Origin of the sequence: Croceivirga lutea (genome assembly GCF_014235875.1) — a bacterium.
In the GTDB taxonomy this organism is placed as follows: Bacteria; Bacteroidota; Bacteroidia; order Flavobacteriales; family Flavobacteriaceae; genus Croceivirga; species Croceivirga lutea.
This window is the reverse complement of the sequence record NZ_JACJUK010000008.1, coordinates 77679-99299: the sequence shown is the minus strand read 5'-3', so window position 1 is coordinate 99299 and position 21621 is coordinate 77679. Positions and strand designations below refer to the sequence as shown.

The window sequence follows — 21621 nt, the reverse complement described above, 5'->3', positions numbered from 1 at the left end:
AAAATGGCAAGGTACGCCACAAATTCTATTAACGAACAGTTTGGCACTAATATCAATATTGGTAGAATTCAATTTTCGCCATTTAATTTCAATACATCGATAAAAGACCTTTATGTTGAGGATTATAAAGCAGACACGTTGCTATTCGTAGAAAAAGTAAATACATCTGTTTTAAACCTTAGAAACATGATAGACGGTAGTCATTTAGAGTTTGGAGCGTTTGAATTGTATGGTCTTCAAATGAATATGAAAACCTATGAAGGAGCGCAGTTAACCAATCTAGACGTTTTTATTGAAAAGTTAGATGATGGTCAACAGCGAGACCCTTTAAAACCGCCTTTCTATATGTCATCTTCTCAAATTGAAATCATTGATTCTAGATTTCAGTTGATAGATGAAAACTTAGCTGAACCAAGTATATTAGATTTTCCTAAACTGAATATTAATGCAGATAACTTTATAATTTTTGGTAGTCAGGTTAAATTGAACATTACCGATTTAAATTTTGACAATTTTCGAGGATTACAGTTAAATCACCTCTCAACGAGTTTTACCTATACTAAAAAATTAATGCGTTTTAATAATTTGATTATTGAAACGCCAAATTCCAATTTAAATGGAAAATTAGCATTTAGATATAACAGAGAAGATTTTAAAGATTTTTTGAATGCCGTTGAAATTAGAGGTAATTTTTCAGAATCAACCATATCTTTTAATGATATTAATCTGTTTTATAACCAATTTGGGGCTGATAAAAATGTTAGTTTTAAAGGAGAGCTTTCTGGTTATTTAAACAATTTAAAAGCCACTAATCTTGACCTAGATTCTGAGATTACAAAAGTAAAAGGCACCTTTACCTTTTCTAATATGTTCTCTGAAGAAGCACCATTTATAATGAATGGTGACATGCAAAAAGTAACTTCTAGCTATTACGAATTGCGTTCCTTAATGCCCAATATTTTAGGAGAACGCATACCAGCATCTTTAAAAAAATTGGGTCAGTTTTCTATACGTGGTAATGCTGAGGTAACAGAAACTTCTTTAGATGCCCAAATAAATATAGCTACTGCTCTTGGAGACGGTTTTACAGATTTACAAATGACTAATATGAACGTTCTAGAAGATGCTTCATACATAGGTCAAATAACACTAGATGAATTTGATTTAGGAACGTTTGTTGAAAATCCAAAATTTGGAAAAACATCGTTAAACCTCAATGTTGAAGGTAGGGGCTTTTTAGCAGAGTATTTAAATACGCAAGCAATTGGTGATATTTCTTATCTTGAGTTTAACGGTTATGAGTACACTAACATTAAAGTTTCTGGTATTTTACAAAATCAATTGTTTGATGGTAATCTTTTAGTTAACGATAGAAATTTACGTTTAGATTTTAGGGGCTTAGCTAATTTTAGCGAAACTAATAACGAATTCAATTTTATTGCCGATGTAGACTACGCAGACTTTAAAAAAATGAATTTTATTAATGACAGCATTTCTATTTTTAGAGGTAATGTTAAAATGGATATTACGGGCAATAGCCTTGACAATATAAGTGGTGAAATAGACTTTACAGATACCGCTTATCAAAATAAAAATGATGTTTACTTTTTTGAAGATTTTAAAATTACTTCTTCTTTTCAAGGTGATTCTATTAGAGATGTTACTATAAACTCTCCAGATATTATAACCGGTTATATGAGAGGTAGATTTAAAATTGGTGAGCTAGACAAATTAGTACAAAATTCTGTGGGTAGTATATACACCAATTACCAACCTTTTGAGATTTCATCTGGGCAAAACATTTCGTTTAATTTTAAGATTTACAATAAAATTGTAGGTATATTTTTTCCTGAGGTAAGTTTTGGTCCAGAGACTTTTATCAGAGGAAAAATAGTTTCAGATGAACAAGATTTTAAACTTACTTTTCAATCACCAGAAATAGATGCCTTAGAGAATAATTTAAAAGGAGTTGAGCTTCAAATTGACAATAAAAACCCGCTCTTTAATACTTTTTTATCTGTAGAAGATATGAAGACTGTGTATTATGATGTCAAAGATTTTAATCTCATTAATACCACAATAAAGGATACCCTCTTTTTTAGAACCGAGTTCAAGGGTGGAAGTAAATATAATGATGAATACAATTTAAATTTTTACCACACATTTGATGAAAAAAGAAACTCGGTTATTGGATTAAAACCTTCTGATGTTAGTTTTAAAGGCAATACGTGGTTATTAAACCAATCTAACAACCAACAGAATAAACTAATTATTAATCCAAGCTTTGACAGTCTTTCAATCAAAGAGGTTGTTATGGATAATCTCAATAACGAGCGTATTAAACTAAGTGGAGATATTGTTGATTCTACTTACAAAGATTTAAAGTTAGAGTTTGATTTAGTATCGTTAAATAAAGTAACACCAGAAATTGATAGTCTTAAGTTAGATGGTAAGGTTGATGGTATTTTAAATGTATTACAAAAAGACGGGCAATATTTACCATCTTCTAGTCTAGAAATTACCAACTTTTCAGTTAATAATTTAATTCTAGGTGATGTTGAAATGATGATTTTTGGTAATGATGATTTAACCGAATATAATGCCAATATGTGGTTAAACTATCAAGGTCAAGAACGCTTTGGTATGTCTGGTAAAATATTTGATTCTGACACAGAAACAACCCTTGATTTATTAGCAACTTTTGAAGATTTTTCGTTAGAACCATTAGCACCGCTTGGAGAAGAAATCATATCTAATATTCGAGGCTTACTTAGCGGAAGTGCTAGAATAACGGGTAATGCTCGAAATCCTGAAATAAATGGTTCTTTAACAATGAACAATGGAGGTTTGGGTATACCTTATTTGAATGTAGATTATGATTTTTCGCCTTTGTCTAGAATTCGTCTTTTTGGGCAAACATTCTTGTTTGAACAAATAGGGTTAACAGATACTAAAAGCCAAACTACGGCGGTTTTAGACGGCTCAATCTCGCATACTGAGTTTGATGATTGGACCTTTGATTTAAATGTTGATGCTAATCAAGGTAGATTCTTAATCTTAGATACAGAGTTTGAAGAAGAAGTACTGTATTATGGTACGGGATATGTATCTGGAAAAGGAGCAATTTATGGAACGGTTAATGCCTTAAACATCGATTTTGAGGGTGCTACAGCAGAGGGTACTTCTCTAAAAATTCCGTTGAGCGATTTAACCAGTGTTGGTGATTATTCGTTTATAAATTTTATAAATAAAAATGAGGTTGAATCTTTTGAAGAAGAGCGTGTTTTAGACAATTATGAAGGATTAGAATTGTTTTTTGATTTGGATGTAACCCCAGAAGCAGAAGTTCAAATTGTAATTGACCAGCAGTCTGGCAGTTCTTTAAAAGGTACAGGTGAAGGCTTGCTTCTTATGGAAATTAATACCAATGGAAAATTTAATATGTACGGTCAGTTTGTTGTTGTTACTGGGCAATACAATTTTAAACGTGCTGGTGTAATAGATAAAACCTTTACCGTTAGACCTGGAGGTGAAATTATTTGGGATGGAGAACCCTTAGATGCACAACTCAACCTAGAAGCGGTATATGCACTCAATGCTAATCCGGCTCCTTTGTTAGATAATCCGGGGTATCAAAGTAGAATACCTACCGAAGTTGTTGTGCGGTTAGATGGTGAATTAGAAAGTCCTAATATTGAATTTGATATTGATTTCCCTGGCACAAGTTCTGTTGTAAAATCCGAATTGGAATATCGTTTACAAGACCCTACAATTAAAAGTAATAATGCATTTTACCTTTTAGCTCAAGGTACTTTTGTTGATGAATCTTCAGGATTAAATCAGCAAGCGGTTACGGGTAATTTGATACAGACAGCTTCCGGACTTTTAAATTCTGTACTTACAGGAGAAAACGACAAGCTAAATTTTGGCTTGTCTTATGAGCAAGGCTATACAGATTTAGCTACCGATTTATCAACAGAAAATAGATTGGGAGTAACCGTGTCTACCCAATTATCTGACAGGGTTCTTGTGAATGGTAAAGTAGGTGTTCCAGTAGGTGGCGTTTCTGAAACCGTTGTGGCAGGTGATGTTGAGGTACAAGTTATTCTTAATGATGAAGGTACTTTAAGTGCCAAAATATTTAATAGACAAAATCAAATACGACAGTTTTTGAGTGAAAGACAAGGATATACTCAAGGTGTTGGTTTATCGTACCAAGTAGATTTTAATAGTTTTAGAGGTTTGTTGCAGCAACTATTTGGCAAAAAAAACAAACAAAAAGAGGTAAGAGAAGAAGAGCTGAAAGCTAATGCAGTTATGGGCAAAGACAGCCTAATTCAATTTTACAGCAAAACCTCAAGCAGTCAGCAATAATTTGATTTTAATCCTAACAAATCATTAAAAAATTCTTTCGAAATCGTTGTAGATTTTTAACCAATGGTTTAAGACTTTTATTTTGTAGTTACATTTGGTACATTCGCTTTTCGTTTTTTCAACATATGACCCAACAAATCAAAAAAATTGCAGTTTTTACATCAGGTGGAGATTCTCCAGGAATGAATGCTGCTATACGTTCTGTTGTTCGTGCATCTGCCTTTAATAAAATTGATTGTGTGGCCATTTATCGTGGCTACCAAGGAATGATTGAAGGTGACTTCAAACAAATGAATGCAAGGAGCGTAAATAATATCATTAATAAAGGTGGTACTATTTTAAAATCAGCACGTTGCGAAGAATTTAGAGAACCAGAAGGTAGAAAAAGAGCTTACGAACAATTAAAAAAAGAAGGAGTTGATGCTTTTGTGGTAATTGGTGGTAATGGTAGTTTTACCGGGGCAGTAAAATTCACTGAAGAATTTAATTTCCCAGTAATTGGTATTCCAGGTACTATTGATAATGACATTTTAGGAACATCCTATACTATTGGTTTTGATACTGCAATTAATACTGTAGTAGATGCTATTGATAAAATTAGAGATACCGCTAGTTCTCATAACCGTTTATTTTTTGTTGAGGTTATGGGTAGAGATGTTGGGCATATTGCTTTAAATGCGGGTGTTGGCGCTGGTGCGGAAGAAATTTTAATACCAGAACAAAATTTAGGTCTTGAACGGCTTTTAGATTCCTTAAAAAGAAGTAAAAAATCTGGTAAATCTTCAAGTATTGTAATAGTTGCTGAAGGTGATAAAACAGGTAAGAATGTATTTGAATTAAAAGAATACGTAGAAGAACATTTACCTATTTATGATGTAAGAGTATCAGTTTTAGGTCACATGCAACGTGGCGGAAATCCAACATGTTTTGATAGAGTTTTGGCAAGTAGAATGGGTGTAAAAGCTGTAGATTCTCTGCTAGAAGGTAAATCTAACTGCATGGTTGGTGTTAAAGACAATAAACTAATATTAACTCCATTAGCAGAAGCTATTAAAGCTCATACAGAAATTGATATGGAGCTGCTTAAAGTTTCTGATATAATGACAATTTAAAAATTAAACCAAAATAAATATGGCACACACTAAAATAGGTATAAACGGATTTGGTAGAATAGGACGTTTAGTCTTTAGAGCTTCCGTAAAAAGAGATGATTTACAGGTAGTTGCAATTAATGACCTTTTAGATGTTGAACATTTAGCGTACTTATTAAAATACGATTCTGTTCACGGTAAATTTGATGGTGAAGTAGAAGTTAAAAACGGTAACCTTGTGGTTAATGGTAACACCATTAGAATTACTGCTGAACGTGATCCAAAGAACTTAAAGTGGGATGAAGTAGATGCAACAATTGTTGCAGAATGTACAGGTATCTTTACTACTTTAGAAACTGCTCAATACCATATTGATGGTGGTGCCAAAAAAGTGGTTATTTCTGCGCCTTCTAAAGATGCACCTATGTTTGTAATGGGTGTTAACCATAAAGATGTTAAAGCATCAGACACCATTGTTTCTAATGCTTCATGTACTACTAACTGCTTAGCTCCTTTAGCTAAAGTTGTTAATGACAATTTTGGTATTGAAGAGGCATTAATGACCACTGTGCACGCAACTACTGCTACCCAATTAACAGTTGATGGTCCGTCTAAAAAAGACTATAGAGGCGGTCGTAGTGCAATGTTAAACATTATTCCAGCATCAACAGGTGCGGCTAAAGCTGTTGGTAAGGTAATTCCAGAATTAAATGGTAAGCTTACAGGTATGGCATTTAGAGTTCCTACAGCTGATGTTTCTGTGGTAGATTTAACGGTTAGAACAGAAAAAGAAACTTCTTACGAAGAAATTAAAAAAGCATTTAAAGCTGCAGCTGAAGGCGAACTAAAAGGCGTGTTGGGGTACACAGAAGAAGATGTGGTTTCTCAAGATTTTGTTTCTGATATTCACACAAGTACTTTTGATGCTGGTGCAGGTATTGAGTTAAACTCAAGATTCTTTAAATTGATTTCTTGGTACGATAACGAAGCTGGTTTCTCAAACAAAATGTGTGACCTAATGGCTCACGTAAGTAGCTTATAAATTCAAGTACAATATATTCCTGAAACTAAGGTTATTATTCCTTAATTTCAGGAATATTTATTTTTAAGTATGATATTAATCGTTGATAGTGGTGCCACTAAAGCAGATTGGATTGCTTTAGATGACAACGGAGAAAAATTATTTAATACCCAAACTCTTGGGTTAAGTCCAGAAGTATTAACCAGAGAAGTTATTGAAGACCGTTTGGCAAATAACTTTGATATTTCTAAACGAAAAGAAGAAGTAAAACAGCTTTTTTTCTATGGAGCAGGTTGTGGTACTGACCGTATGAAACGATTTTTAGGAGAGATTTTTAAAGAATTTTTTCCGAACGCAAAAGTTGATGTTAGAGAAGATACTTATGCTGCCATTTATTCAACTACAACTATTGGCAAGCAAGGTATTGTTTGTATTTTAGGTACAGGTTCTAACTGTAGCTATTATGATGGGCACCAGCTTTTTCAGAAAGTAACTTCACTAGGTTATATTTTAATGGATGATGGAAGTGGTAATTTCTTTGGAAGAAAATTACTACGCGATTATTACTTTCATAAAATGCCTCAAGATTTAGGAATTAAATTTAGTAAAGAATACAATCTTGAAGCTGACAACATTAAAGAGCATTTATATAAGCAACCTAATCCAAACACTTACCTAGCAACTTTTGCTCGTTTTATGATTGAAAACAAAGAGCATCCTTATTGCAAGGGGGTTATCCAAAAAGGATTTCAACAGTTTGTTAATAATTACATTATGCAATTTGAGTTGGCTACTAAAGTACCAGTTCATTTTGTGGGTAGTATAGCTCATTACTTAAGAGAAGAGTTAACTACAGTTATTGAAAATAACGACTTAGTACTAGGTGTAATTCGACAAAGACCAATAGAAGGTTTAGTTGAATTTCATAAAGAAAACCTTTAATAAAAGGTCTTCCTTTGCTGTTTTTGTTTGCGTTATTTTACGGCAATCATAGCTATTTCTACGTTCACAAATTTTGGTAAGTTCGCAACCTCTACAGTTTCACGAGCTGGAGCAGTGTCAGCATTAAAATAAGAACCATACACTTCATTTATAAGCGCGAATTGATGCATGTCTTTTACAAAAATGCTCGATTTTACAACATGCTCAAAGTTTAAATCAGCTGCTTCTAATATAGCTTTGAGGTTTTCTAGACATTGCTTGGTTTCAGCTTTAATATCACCTTCAATCAACTTTCTGGTGGCAGGATCAATTGGTATTTGTCCAGAAATATATAACGTATCTTTAATTAAAACAGCTTGATTATAAGGACCTATTGGAGCAGGCGCCTTATCAGTATTTATTATTTTTTTCATTTCAATAATGCTATCTATTACCTAATCTACGTTGACTGCGACTTTCCCACTTTAAATCGCTCAACAAAGAACTACTTATACCTATGTAAAAATCCCAACGTTGATTTCTTCCAAAAGGTACCCAATTAAAGCGTAAATCAAAACTTTTTAAGTTTCTTGTGAACCCGAGTTGGGTTAGGGTAAAACCTTTATTTTTAAAGTCATAACCAGAAGAGTAACGCACGCCCCAACGTGGTGAAAGTTCTACATTGCCAGAGAACATAAGTGAGGCTGTCGTGAATTCACTTTGTCTATTACTATTGTTGTAGCTGCTATTAAATGCTATGCGTATATCCCAAGGTATTTTTGTGCCGTAAACAGGGTTTTCAACATCTCCATCTTTACCATCTCGTTGAGCTGGCCCTGTATCCATTGCAAAACCAAATAAATCATCAGTTCTACCACCACTTTGAGCTCTGTAAAGTTCATCTTGGTCCTGTTCTTCGTAATCTGTTTTTTCTTTATCGCGTTTAAAAAAATCACTATCAATGGAATACCCTAAGTTGATACTTGCTCTAGTTAAGCGAAAAAGACTACCACCATTTTTAATATTCAAAGTATTTATTCTGGTTCCATTATTATCAATAGCATAGGGATCCATACTTCCAGAGAAATTTATGGATAATTTTTTATCAAATAGCGCGGTGGCACCATTAAAATTAACAGGAGAAAGTTTTAAAGAATCTGCTTCAAAATTGTAGTTAGCTGAAAAATTTAAGTTGTTTAAAATAGAAATTTTCTTCGGCTCAAACGCTGTGGAATCTTTATCTCTAACTTTTGCTTCGAGTGTGTTTTGAACAGAGAACGAAACAGAATTAGATTTGTTTAAACTAGGAGTACCGTTTAAAGTGCCTTCAAATCTACTATATAAAACCTCTTCACCGTCATTATCTGTATAGGTGGTGTAAAACTGTTCAAAAGATGGAGTGTAACCCCATCCAATAGAAGGTCTAATAACGTGTCTTATAGACTGAATTTTTTTGTCTTCTCCAAAATTAAATGTTCCATATAAGGTAGTTCCTACACTAGCATTTAAACTATACCTATTAAATCTATCAAAACCACTTATGGTATCTAAAACCACTTCACGGTTATTTTCATCATCGGCTTCGACCCCTCGTTCAAATGTCTGAAGCGTCCAAATATCTTCATAGCTGCCGCCCATAGTTACACTAAAATATTTAGCAACCTTAAAGTTAGTGCTCAACGGTACCCTATGTGTAGCTCCAAACCTTGCATTATCAAACATGCCTGGTTTTAGAAATAAAGAATCAGTAGTTGTAATTTGGTTTCTAGCATTTAAACTATACTGAAAATTTAAATTCTGAATAGCCCCTTTTTTAGTTCCTTCTCTTTTTGAAAATGGAAAAATACGTTCCATACTTCCTTGTAAAGTTGGTAAGGTCAGATTTACTACTTCTGTGTTCGTATTCTGGTTATGCGTAGCAGATACACTCAAGTTAACAGAAGGATATTCTGGAAATGTTTTGGAATATGAGATAGATGAAGATAAATTGTTAGTTTGGGTATTGGCTAAATTAATTTGGTTAGCTGATTGAGCATAATAATTACTGCTTCCTAAATTTACAGATGCCGCAAACCTTGAATTAGGATTAGCTTTAGCATCTTGTGAATGACTTATTTGTAAATTATAAATGGCGCTACGCGAATAATCATCAAAACCAATTTGACTATTTACCAAATTCTCAAATCTAAAATTGATGTTGCCCCGGTACTTATAGCGTTTGGTATACACAGATTGGGTTCTAAATCCATAACTACCGTTGGTATAGAAATCACCAGAAACAAATAAATCTAAATAATCACTAACCGGAAAATAGTATCCAAAATTATTTAAAAAATAGCCTCTTTGTGGGTCATTACCAAATGTTGGAAATTGTAATCCGCCAGTTCTACCGGTAGTTAGTGGAAAATAAGCAAATGGTAAAGCAATAGGTGTGGGTACATCAACCAAATACATATTACTAAAACCCGCAATTATTTTCTTTCCAGGAACAAATTTGGCTTTTCTAATTTTTATATAATAATCTGGGTCTAGTGTATCTTTAGAGGTAGTTAGCTTACCATTTTTTAAGAAATAAACAGAATCATTTTCTTTTTTTGTTACCTCGGCTAGTACTTTCATGGCATCACTGCCAAAAGAACCTAAACCAGCACTTTGTTCGGTTCTTGAGTTCCAAATTAACGCTTTTTGGGTATCAAAATTAAATCGAATAGAATCTGGTATAACTACGTTAGTACCTTGTTTAAAATACGGTAACTGAGTGTAGGTATTGGTGGTGGTATCTTTTAATCTACCTGCATAGACCTCATTTTTTACATAGTCTAAAACTATGACTCCGGCCTTAAGTTCAGTATCTTGGTAATAAACTTCGGCCTCATCATATAAATATATCTTTTGCTCTTTCTGATTTATTCGAACATAGTCTTTAGCCTTGTATTTTATCTTGCCTAATAAAAATCCACCACCATTTTTTGTAGAATCAGTTGCAACTGAATCTGCTGGTATAGAGTCGTTTAGAATGTTTCTAGGTAACAAAGGTGCAACAAGGGTGTCACCCACAGGCTTTATAGGTAGCGGCTTAAGTTGGTCTTCTTGGGCGTACGAAAATGTAAGCGCGAAAAAACTCGCCAAAGCTAAAAGAAAAAACTTATAATTTGTTCCCAAGTTGATTGTTTCTATTTTTGTAGAAGCTTGGCTCGCTTTTTGATTGCCAAACTTACATATATTTTTAATTCCCCTTTAAGGAGTTTACCATTATTTTAACCAAGAGGGAATTCTAAAAGTTAATCGTTCTTATGTATAAAAAGGGTTTTATAATCATTCTCGTAGTTGGATTGTTTTTGTCGTTATCTGCTTTCCACAAAAATGATACCGCACCAAATCCCATTGATGAATTTGTTGTTGTACTTGATGCCGGCCATGGAGGTCATGATCCCGGTAATTTAGGTAATGGCTACTTAGAAAAAGATATTGCCTTAGCTATTGTTATAGAAGCAGGCAAATTATTAGGAAAACAAAAAAACATTAAAGTTGTATACACTAGAAAAGATGATACGTTTATAGGTCTAGAGAAAAGAGGTGCTATCGCAAATGAGTCAAATGCCGATTTATTTGTATCTGTTCATTGTAATTCTCACAGTTCTGACGCTTCTGGTGCAGAAACATTTGTGCTTGGTTTGCATGCCAATAAGCAAAACTTTGATGTAGCTAAAAAGGAAAATTCTGTTATTTATCTAGAAGACAATTATGAGGTTAAGTATGGTGAGTATGACATTAACGCGCCAGAATCAGTAATAGGTCTTACTATAATGCAAGAAGAATTTTTAGAACAAAGTGTACAAGTTGCCAAACTAATTCAAGATAATTTTACCAATAAATTAAATCGAAAAAATAGAAAAGTTAAGCAAGCAGGTTTTATTGTTTTGCATCAAACTTTTATGCCAAGCGTTTTAGTCGAAGTTGGTTTTTTAACCAATAGAAACGAGGGTGCTTATTTAAATTCTCAACAAGGAAAACAAGAAATGGGTAAGGCAATAGCAGATGCTGTTGTTAACTTTAAGAACGGTATGGAAGCAAGTTCAATTGATTTAACTCCAACTTTAGAGGTAGACAAAAAAGAAGATATTACCCTCGAAAATAGAATGCCTCCAGAGAATACACCTAAAAAACCTGTGGTAACAAAAACCGAAACAAAACCAATACCAGAAAAAAAAGAAGTTACTACAACCCAAGTTCAGAAACCAGAAAATAAGGTTGTTCAAGATAAAACACCTATAGTTTCAAAGCCTTCTGGTGAAATTACTTTCAGAGTACAATTAAAAGCTTCTGCTGAAGTATATCCTTTAGAACCAAAATATTTTAACGGTTTAGACCAAATATCTAAAGAACCCTATAAAAACTTGTACCGTTATACCTATGGTAACGCAGCTACAATGGCCGAAGCCGAAGCTCTAAAAGCTACTGCAAAAAGTAAAGGATATTCAGATTGTTATGTAGTAGGATATAAAAATGGAGAACGTATACCGTTGTATCAGGCCCAGAAATTAGCTAAAAAACAATAATCTTACTCCAAATTATTCGCTAATTTTGTTGGTAACCAAAAAAAGAATCGCTTGAAATTATCCCGAGAAGTTAAAACCGGAATTATTGTTCTTGCTGGAATTGCCTTATTTATTTTGGGTTTCAGTTATTTAAAATCCAATTCAATCTTTGATGAGAGTAAAAAGCTCTATGCAGTTTACAATCATGTTGGAGGTTTACAAACAGGTACTGTTGTGACCATTAATGGTTTTAATGTAGGTAATGTAAGTGATATCAAATTCAAAGATAAAAGTGGTAAACTTTTGGTTACCCTAATCATTAATAACAAATTTGAGTTTTCTAAAAATAGTACGGCAGAACTTTTTGATACTGGTATTATTGGTGGTAAAGGAATTCAAATAAATCCTGTTTTTGATGGTAGTGCTGTAGTACAATCTGGAGACACATTAAAAGCTGTGATTAAACCTGGTTTAACAGAATTAGTTCAAGAAAAACTAACTCCTTTGCAATTAAAGGTTGAAGATGCGGTCTCTAATGCAGATTCACTATTGGTAAACGTTAATGAGGTTTTAGATGATAAAACTAAATTAGAATTAAGGCAAAGTATTGCGGGTTTAAACAACTTGGTACAGAGTTTTCAAAAAAGTGCCAATGCCTTAAATGCGTTAATGGATGATAATAAAACAGAATTAGATAGCTCGCTAAAGAATGTAAATGCTATTACTAGCAACTTTGCTACCATTTCTAATCAACTTAAAGAAGCTGACTTAGAAAATACAATGCAAGATTTTTCTAAGTCTGTAGAAAATTTAAATTTACTTTTAGGTAAAATAGAACAAGGTCAGGGTACACTCGGTAAAATGGCCAATAATGAAGAACTTTATAATAATTTGTCTAGTGCTAGTAAAGAATTAGACCTCTTACTACAAGATTTTAGACTAAATCCAAAGCGTTATGTAAACGTATCGGTTTTTGGTAAAAAACAGAAAGAATATACTTTACCAGAAAACGACCCTGCTGAAGAAATTAATAACTAACAATGCATTACTTACCTAATATAATTTTTGCGCTTGCACTAGTAGTTGGTGTTGGCTTTTTTGTAAGAAATATTAAAAAGTTGACAAGAAATATTAAGCTTGGCAAAGCTGTAGATGTTTCTAACGATAAATCTACTCGGCTTAAAAATATGACCAGAATAGCTTTAGGCCAAAGTAAAATGGTGGTTAGACCAGTTGCAGGTTTTCTACATGTAATTGTTTATGTAGGTTTTATCATCATCAATATTGAAGTTTTAGAAATCATAATTGATGGTTTATTTGGCACCCATAGAATATTTGCCTTTATGGGAGGCTTCTATGACTTTTTAATTGGTTCTTTCGAGATTTTAGCATTCTTGGTTATTGTAGCTGTAGTAATTTTTTGGTTGCGAAGAAACGTAATTCGTATTCAACGATTTTTAAAACCAGAAATGAAAGGTTGGCCAAAAAAGGATGGTAACTTAATTCTTTACATTGAACTTGTTTTAATGTTTTTATTCTTAACAATGAATGCGGTTGATTTACAACTTCAAGAATTAGGAGCAGCGCATTATGTAAAGGCAGGAGCTTATCCAATTAGCCAATTTATTGCCCCATTGTTTGATAGTGTTGGTGAGTCAACATTGGTAATCTTTGAACGTACAGCTTGGTGGTTGCATATTTTAGGTATTCTATTCTTTTTAAACTATCTCTACTATTCAAAGCATTTACATATTCTATTAGCTTTTCCGAACACCTATTATGGTAGGGTTAATCCTCAAGGAGAGTTTTCAAATTTAGATGCTGTGACTAAAGAGGTAAAGTTAATGATGGACCCATCTGCAGACCCTTTTGCTGCGACAACTGAAGAACCAGAAGGAGAACCAGAAAAGTTTGGCGCTTCTGATGTTATGGATTTAAATTGGGTACAATTATTAAATGCATATACCTGTACAGAGTGTGGTAGATGTACCAGTGAGTGTCCAGCAAATCAAACTGGTAAAAAATTGTCTCCTCGTAAAATTATGATGGATACCAGAGACCGTTTAGAAGAAGTTGGTGCTAATATAGATGCTAATAATGGTGAATTTGTACCAGACGGTAAACAGCTTTTAGATGATTACATAACTAAAGAGGAGTTATGGGCTTGTACCACTTGTAATGCTTGTGTTCAGGCATGTCCGGTAAGTATAGACCCTTTAAGTATAATTGTAGAAATGAGACGTTATTTAGTAATGGAACAATCTGCAGCCCCAATGGAATTGAATAATATGATGTCTAATATTGAGAACAACGGTGCCCCCTGGCCGTACAATCAAATGGACAGATTAAATTGGGTAAACGAATAATATAAAAGCTATGAGTGAGCAGCTAAAGGTTAAGACCATGGAGCAATTCATGGCAGAAGGTAAACAACCAGAAATATTGTTCTGGGTTGGTTCAGCCGGTAGTTATGATGATAGAGCAAAAAAAATATCGCGTGCATTTGTAAAATTATTAAACAAAGCTAACGTAGACTTTGCAGTATTAGGACCAGAAGAAAGTTCTACTGGTGATGTTGCTAAGAGAGCAGGAAACGAGTTTTTATTTCAAATGCAAGCAATGATGAATATTGAATTGCTAAATGGTTATGAAATAAAAAGAATTGTAACCTGTGACCCACATTCTTTTAACACCCTAAAAAATGAGTATCCTGGTTTAGGTGGTAAGTATGACGTAATTCACCACACCCAATATCTTAAAGAATTACTAGACAGTGGTAGATTGGTTGTTGAAGGAAGTGAATACAAAGGAAAGCGAATAACCTTTCACGACCCTTGCTATTTAGGTAGAGCAAATAATGTTTATGAAGCACCCCGTGAGGTATTGAAAAAAACTAACGCGGATTTGGTTGAAATGAAGCGTCATAAGCAAACTGCCCTTTGTTGCGGTGCAGGCGGAGCTCAAATGTTTAAGGAACCAGAGAAAGGAGATATGGATATTAATATACTACGCACCAAAGATGCATTAGAGACCAAGCCTAATATAATTGCTACTGGTTGCCCATATTGTAACACCATGATGACAGACGGTATTAAAGCTCACGAAAAAGAAGATACCGTAACGGTATTAGATGTGGCTGAACTTTTAGCAAATTCGCTTTAATATGTTGGTAGACTTTAATACACTCCCAGATGAATCTCGAATATGGATTTATCAATGCAATCGTACTTTTTCTGAAGATGAGGTAAATGAACTAGAACCAGCTTTATCAAAATTTTTGGACCAATGGACAGCCCATGGTTCAGACTTAAAAGCGGGTTATGTGTTACCATATAATCGTTTTATAGTGTTAGGCTTAGACCAATCTTTAGCGAGTGCTTCAGGTTGTTCTATAGATGCCTCTGTTCATTTTATACAAAGTGTGGAAGAACGCTTTAATGTGGTGTTGTTAGATAAAATGAACGTAAGCTATAAGCAAGGTGAGTATGTAGCTTATAAACCACTTAAAGATTTTAGAAAAATGGCTAAGGATAAGGCTGTTTCTTTAAATACCATTGTTTTTAACAATTTAGTGACTACTAAAGGCGAGTTTCTTGAGCATTGGGAAGTTCCAGCCGCAGAAAGTTGGCATGCCCGTTTTATGTAAGATTATCTTAAAATTAATACGGTATAGCTCATTTTTGAGCCAATTGTCATCTTAATTTTTATTTTTGATTACCCTTTAATCCTGAAATTGATATTCATGCCAATGAATAAAACGCTGTTTATACTAGCCATGGTTTTCTTTACTTCAACCATTGCTCAAAAAAATCCTCTCGTAACATTAGATTCTTTAGCGCAACAATCATGGGTAGATAAAACCTATGATAATCTTTCATTAGAAGAAAAGGTTGGTCAGCTAATTATGGTTATGGTTTTTTCTAGCCATGATAAAAACACTACTAACAATATTAAAAGCATGGTCTCTAGAGGAGATATTGGTGGTGTTATCTTCTCAAAAGGAGGACCGGTAAGGCAGGCAAGATTAACAAACGATTTTCAAAAAGTTGCCAAAGTACCTCTTTTAGTAGCAATGGATGCTGAATGGGGTTTGGCCATGCGGTTAGATAGTACTTATGCCTTTCCTTGGAATATGACCTTAGGTGCTATTAAAGATACGTTAGTTATAGAAAAAGTAGGAAAGCAAATTGGTAAGCATTGTAAAAGATTAGGCGTTCATATAAATTTTGCTCCGGTTTTAGATATTAATATTAACCCTGACAATCCTATAATTGGTAATAGGTCTTTTGGTGAAAACCGAGAAAATGTAGCTACTGCTGCTGCTGCTTTTTTAAGAGGTATGAGCAGTGAAGGTATTTTATCATCTGCTAAACATTTTCCTGGACATGGAGATACTGCAACCGACTCACATAAAGCGTTACCATTTTTAGATTTTACCAAAGAGCGATTAGATTCTATTGAACTTTATCCGTACAAGAAACTTATAAACTCAAGTTTAAGTAGTGTTATGGTTGCACACTTAAACATACCAGCCTATGAAACTGTTGAAGGTTTACCTTCTTCACTTTCAAAAAGAATTATTTCGGGTTTATTGAAGGATGAATTAAAGTATAAAGGTCTAGTGTTTACAGATGCATTAAATATGCATGCTGTATCTAAGTTTGCACCACCTGGAGAAGTAGGTTTATCAGCATTTTTGGCGGGTAATGATGTTTTATTGATTCCGGAAGATGCTATTGCCGCTAAACAAAGTTTGATAAAGGCATACCAAGAAGGAAGAATTACCGAAAAAAGATTGGCAGCTTCTGTAAAAAAGGTTTTACAAGCTAAATATCAAGCGGGTTTACATAAGTACAAGCCTGTAGCTGTTGAGAATTTATATCAAGATTTAAATACTATAGAGAACGACTTAGTATATGAAGAAGCCATAGAAAATGCCTTGACATTAGTTAAAAATAGGTTCTCTCTTGTACCCATAAAAGTTTTAGAAAAGAAAAAGGTGGCTTATGTAAAGTTTGGTGATGATGATGGTTCTACTTTTATAGATACGCTAAAAAAATATGGTGAGGTAACAGAGGTATTAGCCAATGATTTGGCTGGATACAGAGAAAAACTTCGCAATTTTAATTTAGTAATTATTGGGGTACACAAGAGTAATCAAAGTCCATGGAAAAGTCATAAACTAACAGCGAACGAAAAGTTTTGGATTCAAGAAATCTCAAAGTTTAGAACAAGTAATACTATACTCACTTCTTTTACTAACCCATATGCACTTAACGACATTTTTGACTATTCTTCAATAGATGCCATACTCTTAGCTTATCAAAATAGTGAGATTGCTCAAGTTAAAGCTGCTGAATTGTTATATGGAGCTTTAGGAGCAAAAGGCAAGTTACCTGCATCTATTAGAACTATATTTCCAGTGAATACTTCAATTGAAACAGAAGCTATTGGTAGATTGGGCTATAGTTTGCCAGAGCGAGTAGGGTTAAGTTCTAACGGGTTGGCTCAGGTAGACAGATTAGTTAAACAAGGGTTAGACTCACTTATGTTTCCTGGGGCACAAGTAATTGTTTCTAGAAAGGGTAAGGTGGTTTACGATAAAAGTTTTGGTAAACCTACCTTTACTTCAAAAGATAGTGTTACTGCCGACCATATTTATGATTTAGCCTCATTAACAAAAATACTTTCTACGTTGCCTATTTTAATGCAAATGGAAGAACAGGGCAGTATTCAATTAAACAACACTTTTAAAGAACTATTACCAGAATTTGAAGATACAGAACTAAAAGATGTTACTGTACTAAGGTCACTTTCTCACTATGGAAGACTACCAGCTTGGATTGCATTCTATTTAAGTACTTTAGATGATAATAAAAAACCTTCAGATTTATTTTATAGAAGAGAGCCGGTTGGTGATTATACCGTTCAAGTAGCTGATAGATTATTTATTACTCAGGCATATAAAGATTCTATATACAACAGAATTGGAAGACAAAGCTTAAAATCTAAGCGATATAGATATAGTGATATTGGCTATTATGTCTTTAAAAAATATATTGAAAATTATTACGGTAAAGGTTTAGACGTTCTTATAGATGAATATTTGCTTAAACCCTTGGGCGCAAATCATATGGGGTATAAACCCCTTGAAAAATTTAATCGAAATCAAATTATTCCTTCAGAAGAAGACGACTACTTTAGATACCAAACTATTCAAGGTCATGTGCATGATATGGGTGCAGCCATGCAAGGTGGAGTTGGCGGTCATGCTGGTTTATTTGGTAATGCTTTAGACGTCGCAAAAATTATGCAAATGTATCTTCAAGGTGGTTTTTATGGGGGTGATAGATTTTTGAGTGCAAGAACAGTTAAAAAATTTAATACGTGCTACTTCTGTAATGAAGATGTAAGAAGAGGAGTTGGTTTTGATAAACCACAATTAAAAGAATCAGGGCCAACCTGTGGATGTGTTTCAAGGCAAAGTTTTGGACACAGCGGATTTACTGGAACTTATACTTGGGCAGACCCAGAAGAAGAAATTGTTTATGTTTTTCTTTCCAATAGAACCTATCCGTCAGCAACTAATAGATTACTGGTAAAAAGTGGGCTCAGAACAAGAATACAAGAAGCTATTTATGATTCTATTATTAATTAGCTAGTGTTTAAAAGTCTAGATTTGTAATATTAAAAAAGTTTGAATAGTTAATTTGATATTGGTTTATAGTCCGATTATTTTCAACTTCAAACAGTTTAAAAAAAGCATCAGATGAAAATTGCTATAGTTTGTTACCCAACCTTTGGTGGTAGTGGTGTGGTAGCTACTGAACTGGGAATAGCTTTAGCGCAGAGAGGTCATGAAATTCATTTTGTTACCTATCAACAACCAGTACGTTTAGGATTAATTAATAAGAATATTCATTTTCATGAGGTTTTTGTTCCTGAATATCCTTTGTTCAGATACCAACCTTATGAACTTGCTTTATCAAGTAAAATAGTTGATACTGTTAGGCAATATGGTATAGAACTTTTACATGTACATTATGCTATTCCTCATGCTTATGCGGGTTATATGGCAAAGAAAATGTTGAAAGAAGATGGTATTTATTTGCCAATGATTACCACCTTGCATGGAACAGATATTACGCTAGTTGGTAATCATCCTTTTTATAAAACAGCGGTAACTTTTAGTATCAATAAATCAGATGTGGTAACATCAGTATCAAAAAGTCTTAAAGACCAAACCTTAGAAATTTTTGATGTTGATAATGATATTCAAGTTATTCCGAATTTTATTGAAACTACAAAATACAGTCAAAAATTTACTGATTGTCAGCGTACCATGATGGCCGATGAGGATGAAAAAATTATCACTCACATTAGTAACTTTAGAAAAGTTAAGCGTATTCCTGATGTTATTAATATCTTTTATAAAATTCAAAAAGAAATTCCTTCAAAATTAATAATGGTAGGGGAAGGCCCTGAGAAAGAATTCGCAGAGGCACAGTGTGAAGAATTAGGTATTGCTGAAAAAGTACTCTTCTTAGGTAATAGTAATGAGATAGACCGTATTTTATGTTTTTCTGATGTATTTCTTTTGCCATCAGAAACCGAAAGTTTTGGATTAGCAGCTTTAGAAGCAATGGCCAATAAAGTTGCAGTTATTTCTAGTAATACAGGTGGTATTCCAGAAGTGAATATTCATGGAGTTACTGGATTTTTAAGTGATGTTGGTAATGTAGATGAAATGGCAGCCAATGCTATTCATATATTACAACAAGAGGATAGATTAGAAGAGTTTAAGCAAAATGCTTTAAACGTTGCAAAAACCTTTGAACTAGAAGCCGTCTTACCGCTTTATGAAAAGGTATATGAACAAGCCTATGCTTCAAGATTTAAAAATTCGTATTAAAATACTTTTTGTTTTTTGTTGTCTAATGCCATTTGCTGTAAACGGTCAAAAAGATAAGAACACTAATTCAGAAATGAATATTGGTTTTGTTGTTATTGTTCAAGACTCATGGTTTCCAACAGATAAGCAAAAGGTTCAGGTGATAAATTCAAACAAAGAGTTAAGCCAATTAATCAACCAAATTAATAGTACTAGAAAACCAGGAATTCAGTTTCCAAATATCGATTTTAAGAAGCAAACGGTAGTATTTGTTGCTATGGGTAAACAAGTTGGTTACGAAATTGTAGACTTGGTGTTAACAGAAGAAACCAATGATAAATTATACTTAACTGCCGATTTAAAAACTGCTAATGAAAGTGAATTTTCTACAACAATTCATTATCCTTTTTCAATATGTAAAATAGGAAAAACTTCAAAAAAAATTGAAGTTATTTTCAAATAAGGTTCTTTTGAACGATGATATATGCAAGTCAACTTGCTTTATCATTTTTAATTATTCTATCTAGCTTGTTTCTATTAATTTTGTCTCAGTAATCCCCAAATTACTACTACTATGAACAAAAAAGCTATCAGTTTGTTCCTGTTAGGTATGCTATATTCTTACGTAATTATAGGTCAAGATACCAGTAGCGAACTCAATTTAACTTCTAAAGACAGTATAATCGTAAGCTCTTGGATTGTAGGTGTTGGAATCAATGCAGTGGATGATGCAGGTGATGAGTTTAATGAACTTTTTAATAGCACAGATAACTGGAATATGGTTCCTTTTCCTTCTAGAATAAGTGTAGGAAGATATTTCAAAAGTGGTCTTGGTTTAGAAATTATAGGTGCTTATAACAAGTACAAGCAAGGTAAAGTTATTGATCAAGCAACTATTGTAGAAGATATTAATTACTACAGTGGTGATTTAAGATTAACCTATGACTTAAATAGATTAGTTGGCAGAACGGGAGTATTTAGCCCTTATGCTGGTGGTGGTGTAGGTTATACAGATGCCAATAATCAAGGTCGAGGAACGTATAATGCTACAGTAGGCGTACGAGCATGGTTTACAGAGAATTTTGGAATTGACTTAAATTCTACTGGAAAATGGACAATGAATAAAGACAACTCAAGTAATCATATTCAACACGCGGCAGGTATAGTTTATAGATTTGGTATTGAGAAAGGATTGAATAAACGCGGTAAAGAAAAGCTACGCACATTGCAAGAGTTAGAAGAACAACGTAAAAGAGAACAAGATAGTATTGATGCTGCTAACAGAGCCGCCGAAGAAGAAGCGCGAAGATTGGCAGAAGAATTACGTAAAAAAGAAGCTGAAAGGTTAGCTTTAGAAAAGAGTAAAGTAGATACAGAAGCTATTAGAAAGCAGAAAATAGATGATGCTATTAATGGTCTTGGAAAAGTATATTTTGATTTAAATTCATCTTATTTATCTAATGAAGCCAAGGGTTTATTGGATAATATGACAGAAATTCTAAACGATAATGAAACAGTTGTAATCGAAGTAAGTGCGTATACAGATGCAAGAGGTTCTAATAAATATAACCTTTGGTTATCTCAACGCAGAGTAGAAAGAACAAAGCAATATTTGTTGGATAAAGGTATTGATGAATCAAGGATAAAAGCGGAGGCTTTTGGTGAAGAAAATCTTACCAATGAATGTGTAGATTACGTTCCATGTCCAGAAGAAAAACATCGAGAAAACAGGCGTTCAGAATTCAAAGTTTTACAATATTAACCAACTAACTTTTATATAAATCA

15 protein-coding genes are annotated in these 21621 nt (G+C 33.5%); 13 read left to right on the top strand and 2 right to left on the bottom strand.

Features of this window, described 5'->3' with window-relative positions:
• The first annotated feature begins 3 nt into the window (after positions 1-3).
• The 4 genes from H5V42_RS13290 to H5V42_RS13275 all read left to right on the top strand — a co-directional run bounded on the left by H5V42_RS13290 (position 4) and on the right by H5V42_RS13275 (position 7428).
• Positions 4-4374 carry a translocation/assembly module TamB gene (locus H5V42_RS13290; RefSeq protein WP_229665630.1) on the top strand — a complete coding sequence of 1457 codons (4371 nt, stop codon included), beginning with the start codon at positions 4-6 and terminating at the stop codon, positions 4372-4374.
• 125 nt (positions 4375-4499) lie between these two features.
• On the top strand, positions 4500-5486 hold the full coding sequence (gene pfkA, locus H5V42_RS13285) for a 6-phosphofructokinase (protein WP_185783667.1): 987 nt from the start codon (positions 4500-4502) through the stop codon (positions 5484-5486).
• Between the two features lie 19 nt (positions 5487-5505).
• Positions 5506-6507, top strand: a complete 1002-nt coding sequence (gene gap / locus H5V42_RS13280) for a type I glyceraldehyde-3-phosphate dehydrogenase (protein WP_185783666.1) — start codon at positions 5506-5508, stop codon at positions 6505-6507.
• 69 nt (positions 6508-6576) lie between these two features.
• Positions 6577-7428 (top strand): N-acetylglucosamine kinase, encoded by an 852-nt coding sequence (locus tag H5V42_RS13275; RefSeq protein WP_185783665.1) that lies wholly within the window; start codon positions 6577-6579, stop codon positions 7426-7428.
• Positions 7429-7460: 32 nt separating this feature from the next.
• Here H5V42_RS13275 and H5V42_RS13270 read toward each other — a convergent pair whose 3' ends face one another.
• Positions 7461-7841 carry a RidA family protein gene (locus H5V42_RS13270; RefSeq protein ID WP_185783664.1) on the bottom strand — a complete coding sequence of 127 codons (381 nt, stop codon included), beginning with the start codon at positions 7839-7841 and terminating at the stop codon, positions 7461-7463.
• A 10-nt stretch (positions 7842-7851) separates the two neighbouring features.
• Complete coding sequence (locus tag H5V42_RS13265) at positions 7852-10569, bottom strand: putative LPS assembly protein LptD (RefSeq protein WP_194336980.1); 2718 nt, start codon at positions 10567-10569, stop codon at positions 7852-7854.
• 131 nt (positions 10570-10700) lie between these two features.
• Here H5V42_RS13265 and H5V42_RS13260 point away from each other — a divergent pair, with 131 nt between their 5' ends.
• The 9 genes from H5V42_RS13260 (at position 10701) to H5V42_RS13220 (ending at position 21598) form a co-directional block, all read left to right on the top strand.
• A complete protein-coding gene (locus H5V42_RS13260; RefSeq protein WP_185783663.1) occupies positions 10701-11966 on the top strand; it encodes an N-acetylmuramoyl-L-alanine amidase family protein in 1266 nt (421 codons plus the stop codon).
• A 51-nt stretch (positions 11967-12017) separates the two neighbouring features.
• Positions 12018-12983, top strand: coding sequence for an MlaD family protein (locus tag H5V42_RS13255; RefSeq protein ID WP_185783662.1), 966 nt, complete (start codon positions 12018-12020; stop codon positions 12981-12983).
• Between the two features lie 2 nt (positions 12984-12985).
• Positions 12986-14311 (top strand): (Fe-S)-binding protein, encoded by a 1326-nt coding sequence (locus H5V42_RS13250; RefSeq protein ID WP_185783661.1) that lies wholly within the window; start codon positions 12986-12988, stop codon positions 14309-14311.
• A gap of 10 nt (positions 14312-14321) precedes the next feature.
• Positions 14322-15107: a (Fe-S)-binding protein gene (locus H5V42_RS13245; RefSeq protein WP_185783660.1), complete on the top strand. Its 786-nt coding sequence runs from the start codon at positions 14322-14324 to the stop codon at positions 15105-15107.
• Position 15108: 1 nt separating this feature from the next.
• The gene (locus H5V42_RS13240; RefSeq protein WP_185783659.1) at positions 15109-15591 is read left to right on the top strand and encodes an ABC transporter ATPase; all 483 of its coding nucleotides are present in this window, start codon (positions 15109-15111) and stop codon (positions 15589-15591) included.
• A 96-nt stretch (positions 15592-15687) separates the two neighbouring features.
• Complete coding sequence (locus H5V42_RS13235; protein ID WP_185783658.1) at positions 15688-18603, top strand: glycoside hydrolase family 3 N-terminal domain-containing protein; 2916 nt, start codon at positions 15688-15690, stop codon at positions 18601-18603.
• A gap of 111 nt (positions 18604-18714) precedes the next feature.
• Positions 18715-19857 (top strand): N-acetyl-alpha-D-glucosaminyl L-malate synthase BshA, encoded by a 1143-nt coding sequence (bshA, locus tag H5V42_RS13230; RefSeq protein ID WP_185783657.1) that lies wholly within the window; start codon positions 18715-18717, stop codon positions 19855-19857.
• Positions 19829-20299 carry a hypothetical protein gene (locus H5V42_RS13225; RefSeq protein ID WP_206682553.1) on the top strand — a complete coding sequence of 157 codons (471 nt, stop codon included), beginning with the start codon at positions 19829-19831 and terminating at the stop codon, positions 20297-20299. Before bshA ends, H5V42_RS13225 begins: the two co-directional genes overlap by 29 nt.
• Before the next feature lie 111 nt (positions 20300-20410).
• On the top strand, positions 20411-21598 hold the full coding sequence (locus tag H5V42_RS13220; RefSeq protein ID WP_185783655.1) for an OmpA family protein: 1188 nt from the start codon (positions 20411-20413) through the stop codon (positions 21596-21598).
• Positions 21599-21621: the final 23 nt, after the last annotated feature.

What these genes read in the sequence shown, in the direction of transcription:
- H5V42_RS13290 (WP_229665630.1), top strand. Translation starts at nt 4, where the DNA reads ATGGCAAGGTACGCCACAAATTCTATTAACGAACAGTTTGGCACTAAT.
- pfkA (WP_185783667.1), top strand. Translation starts at nt 4,500, where the DNA reads ATGACCCAACAAATCAAAAAAATTGCAGTTTTTACATCAGGTGGAGAT.
- gap (WP_185783666.1), top strand. Translation starts at nt 5,506, where the DNA reads ATGGCACACACTAAAATAGGTATAAACGGATTTGGTAGAATAGGACGT.
- H5V42_RS13275 (WP_185783665.1), top strand. Translation starts at nt 6,577, where the DNA reads ATGATATTAATCGTTGATAGTGGTGCCACTAAAGCAGATTGGATTGCT.
- H5V42_RS13270 (WP_185783664.1), bottom strand. Translation starts at nt 7,841, where the DNA reads ATGAAAAAAATAATAAATACTGATAAGGCGCCTGCTCCAATAGGTCCT.
- H5V42_RS13260 (WP_185783663.1), top strand. Translation starts at nt 10,701, where the DNA reads ATGTATAAAAAGGGTTTTATAATCATTCTCGTAGTTGGATTGTTTTTG.
- H5V42_RS13250 (WP_185783661.1), top strand. Translation starts at nt 12,986, where the DNA reads ATGCATTACTTACCTAATATAATTTTTGCGCTTGCACTAGTAGTTGGT.
- H5V42_RS13245 (WP_185783660.1), top strand. Translation starts at nt 14,322, where the DNA reads ATGAGTGAGCAGCTAAAGGTTAAGACCATGGAGCAATTCATGGCAGAA.
- H5V42_RS13240 (WP_185783659.1), top strand. Translation starts at nt 15,109, where the DNA reads ATGTTGGTAGACTTTAATACACTCCCAGATGAATCTCGAATATGGATT.
- H5V42_RS13235 (WP_185783658.1), top strand. Translation starts at nt 15,688, where the DNA reads ATGCCAATGAATAAAACGCTGTTTATACTAGCCATGGTTTTCTTTACT.
- bshA (WP_185783657.1), top strand. Translation starts at nt 18,715, where the DNA reads ATGAAAATTGCTATAGTTTGTTACCCAACCTTTGGTGGTAGTGGTGTG.
- H5V42_RS13225 (WP_206682553.1), top strand. Translation starts at nt 19,829, where the DNA reads ATGCTTCAAGATTTAAAAATTCGTATTAAAATACTTTTTGTTTTTTGT.
- H5V42_RS13220 (WP_185783655.1), top strand. Translation starts at nt 20,411, where the DNA reads ATGAACAAAAAAGCTATCAGTTTGTTCCTGTTAGGTATGCTATATTCT.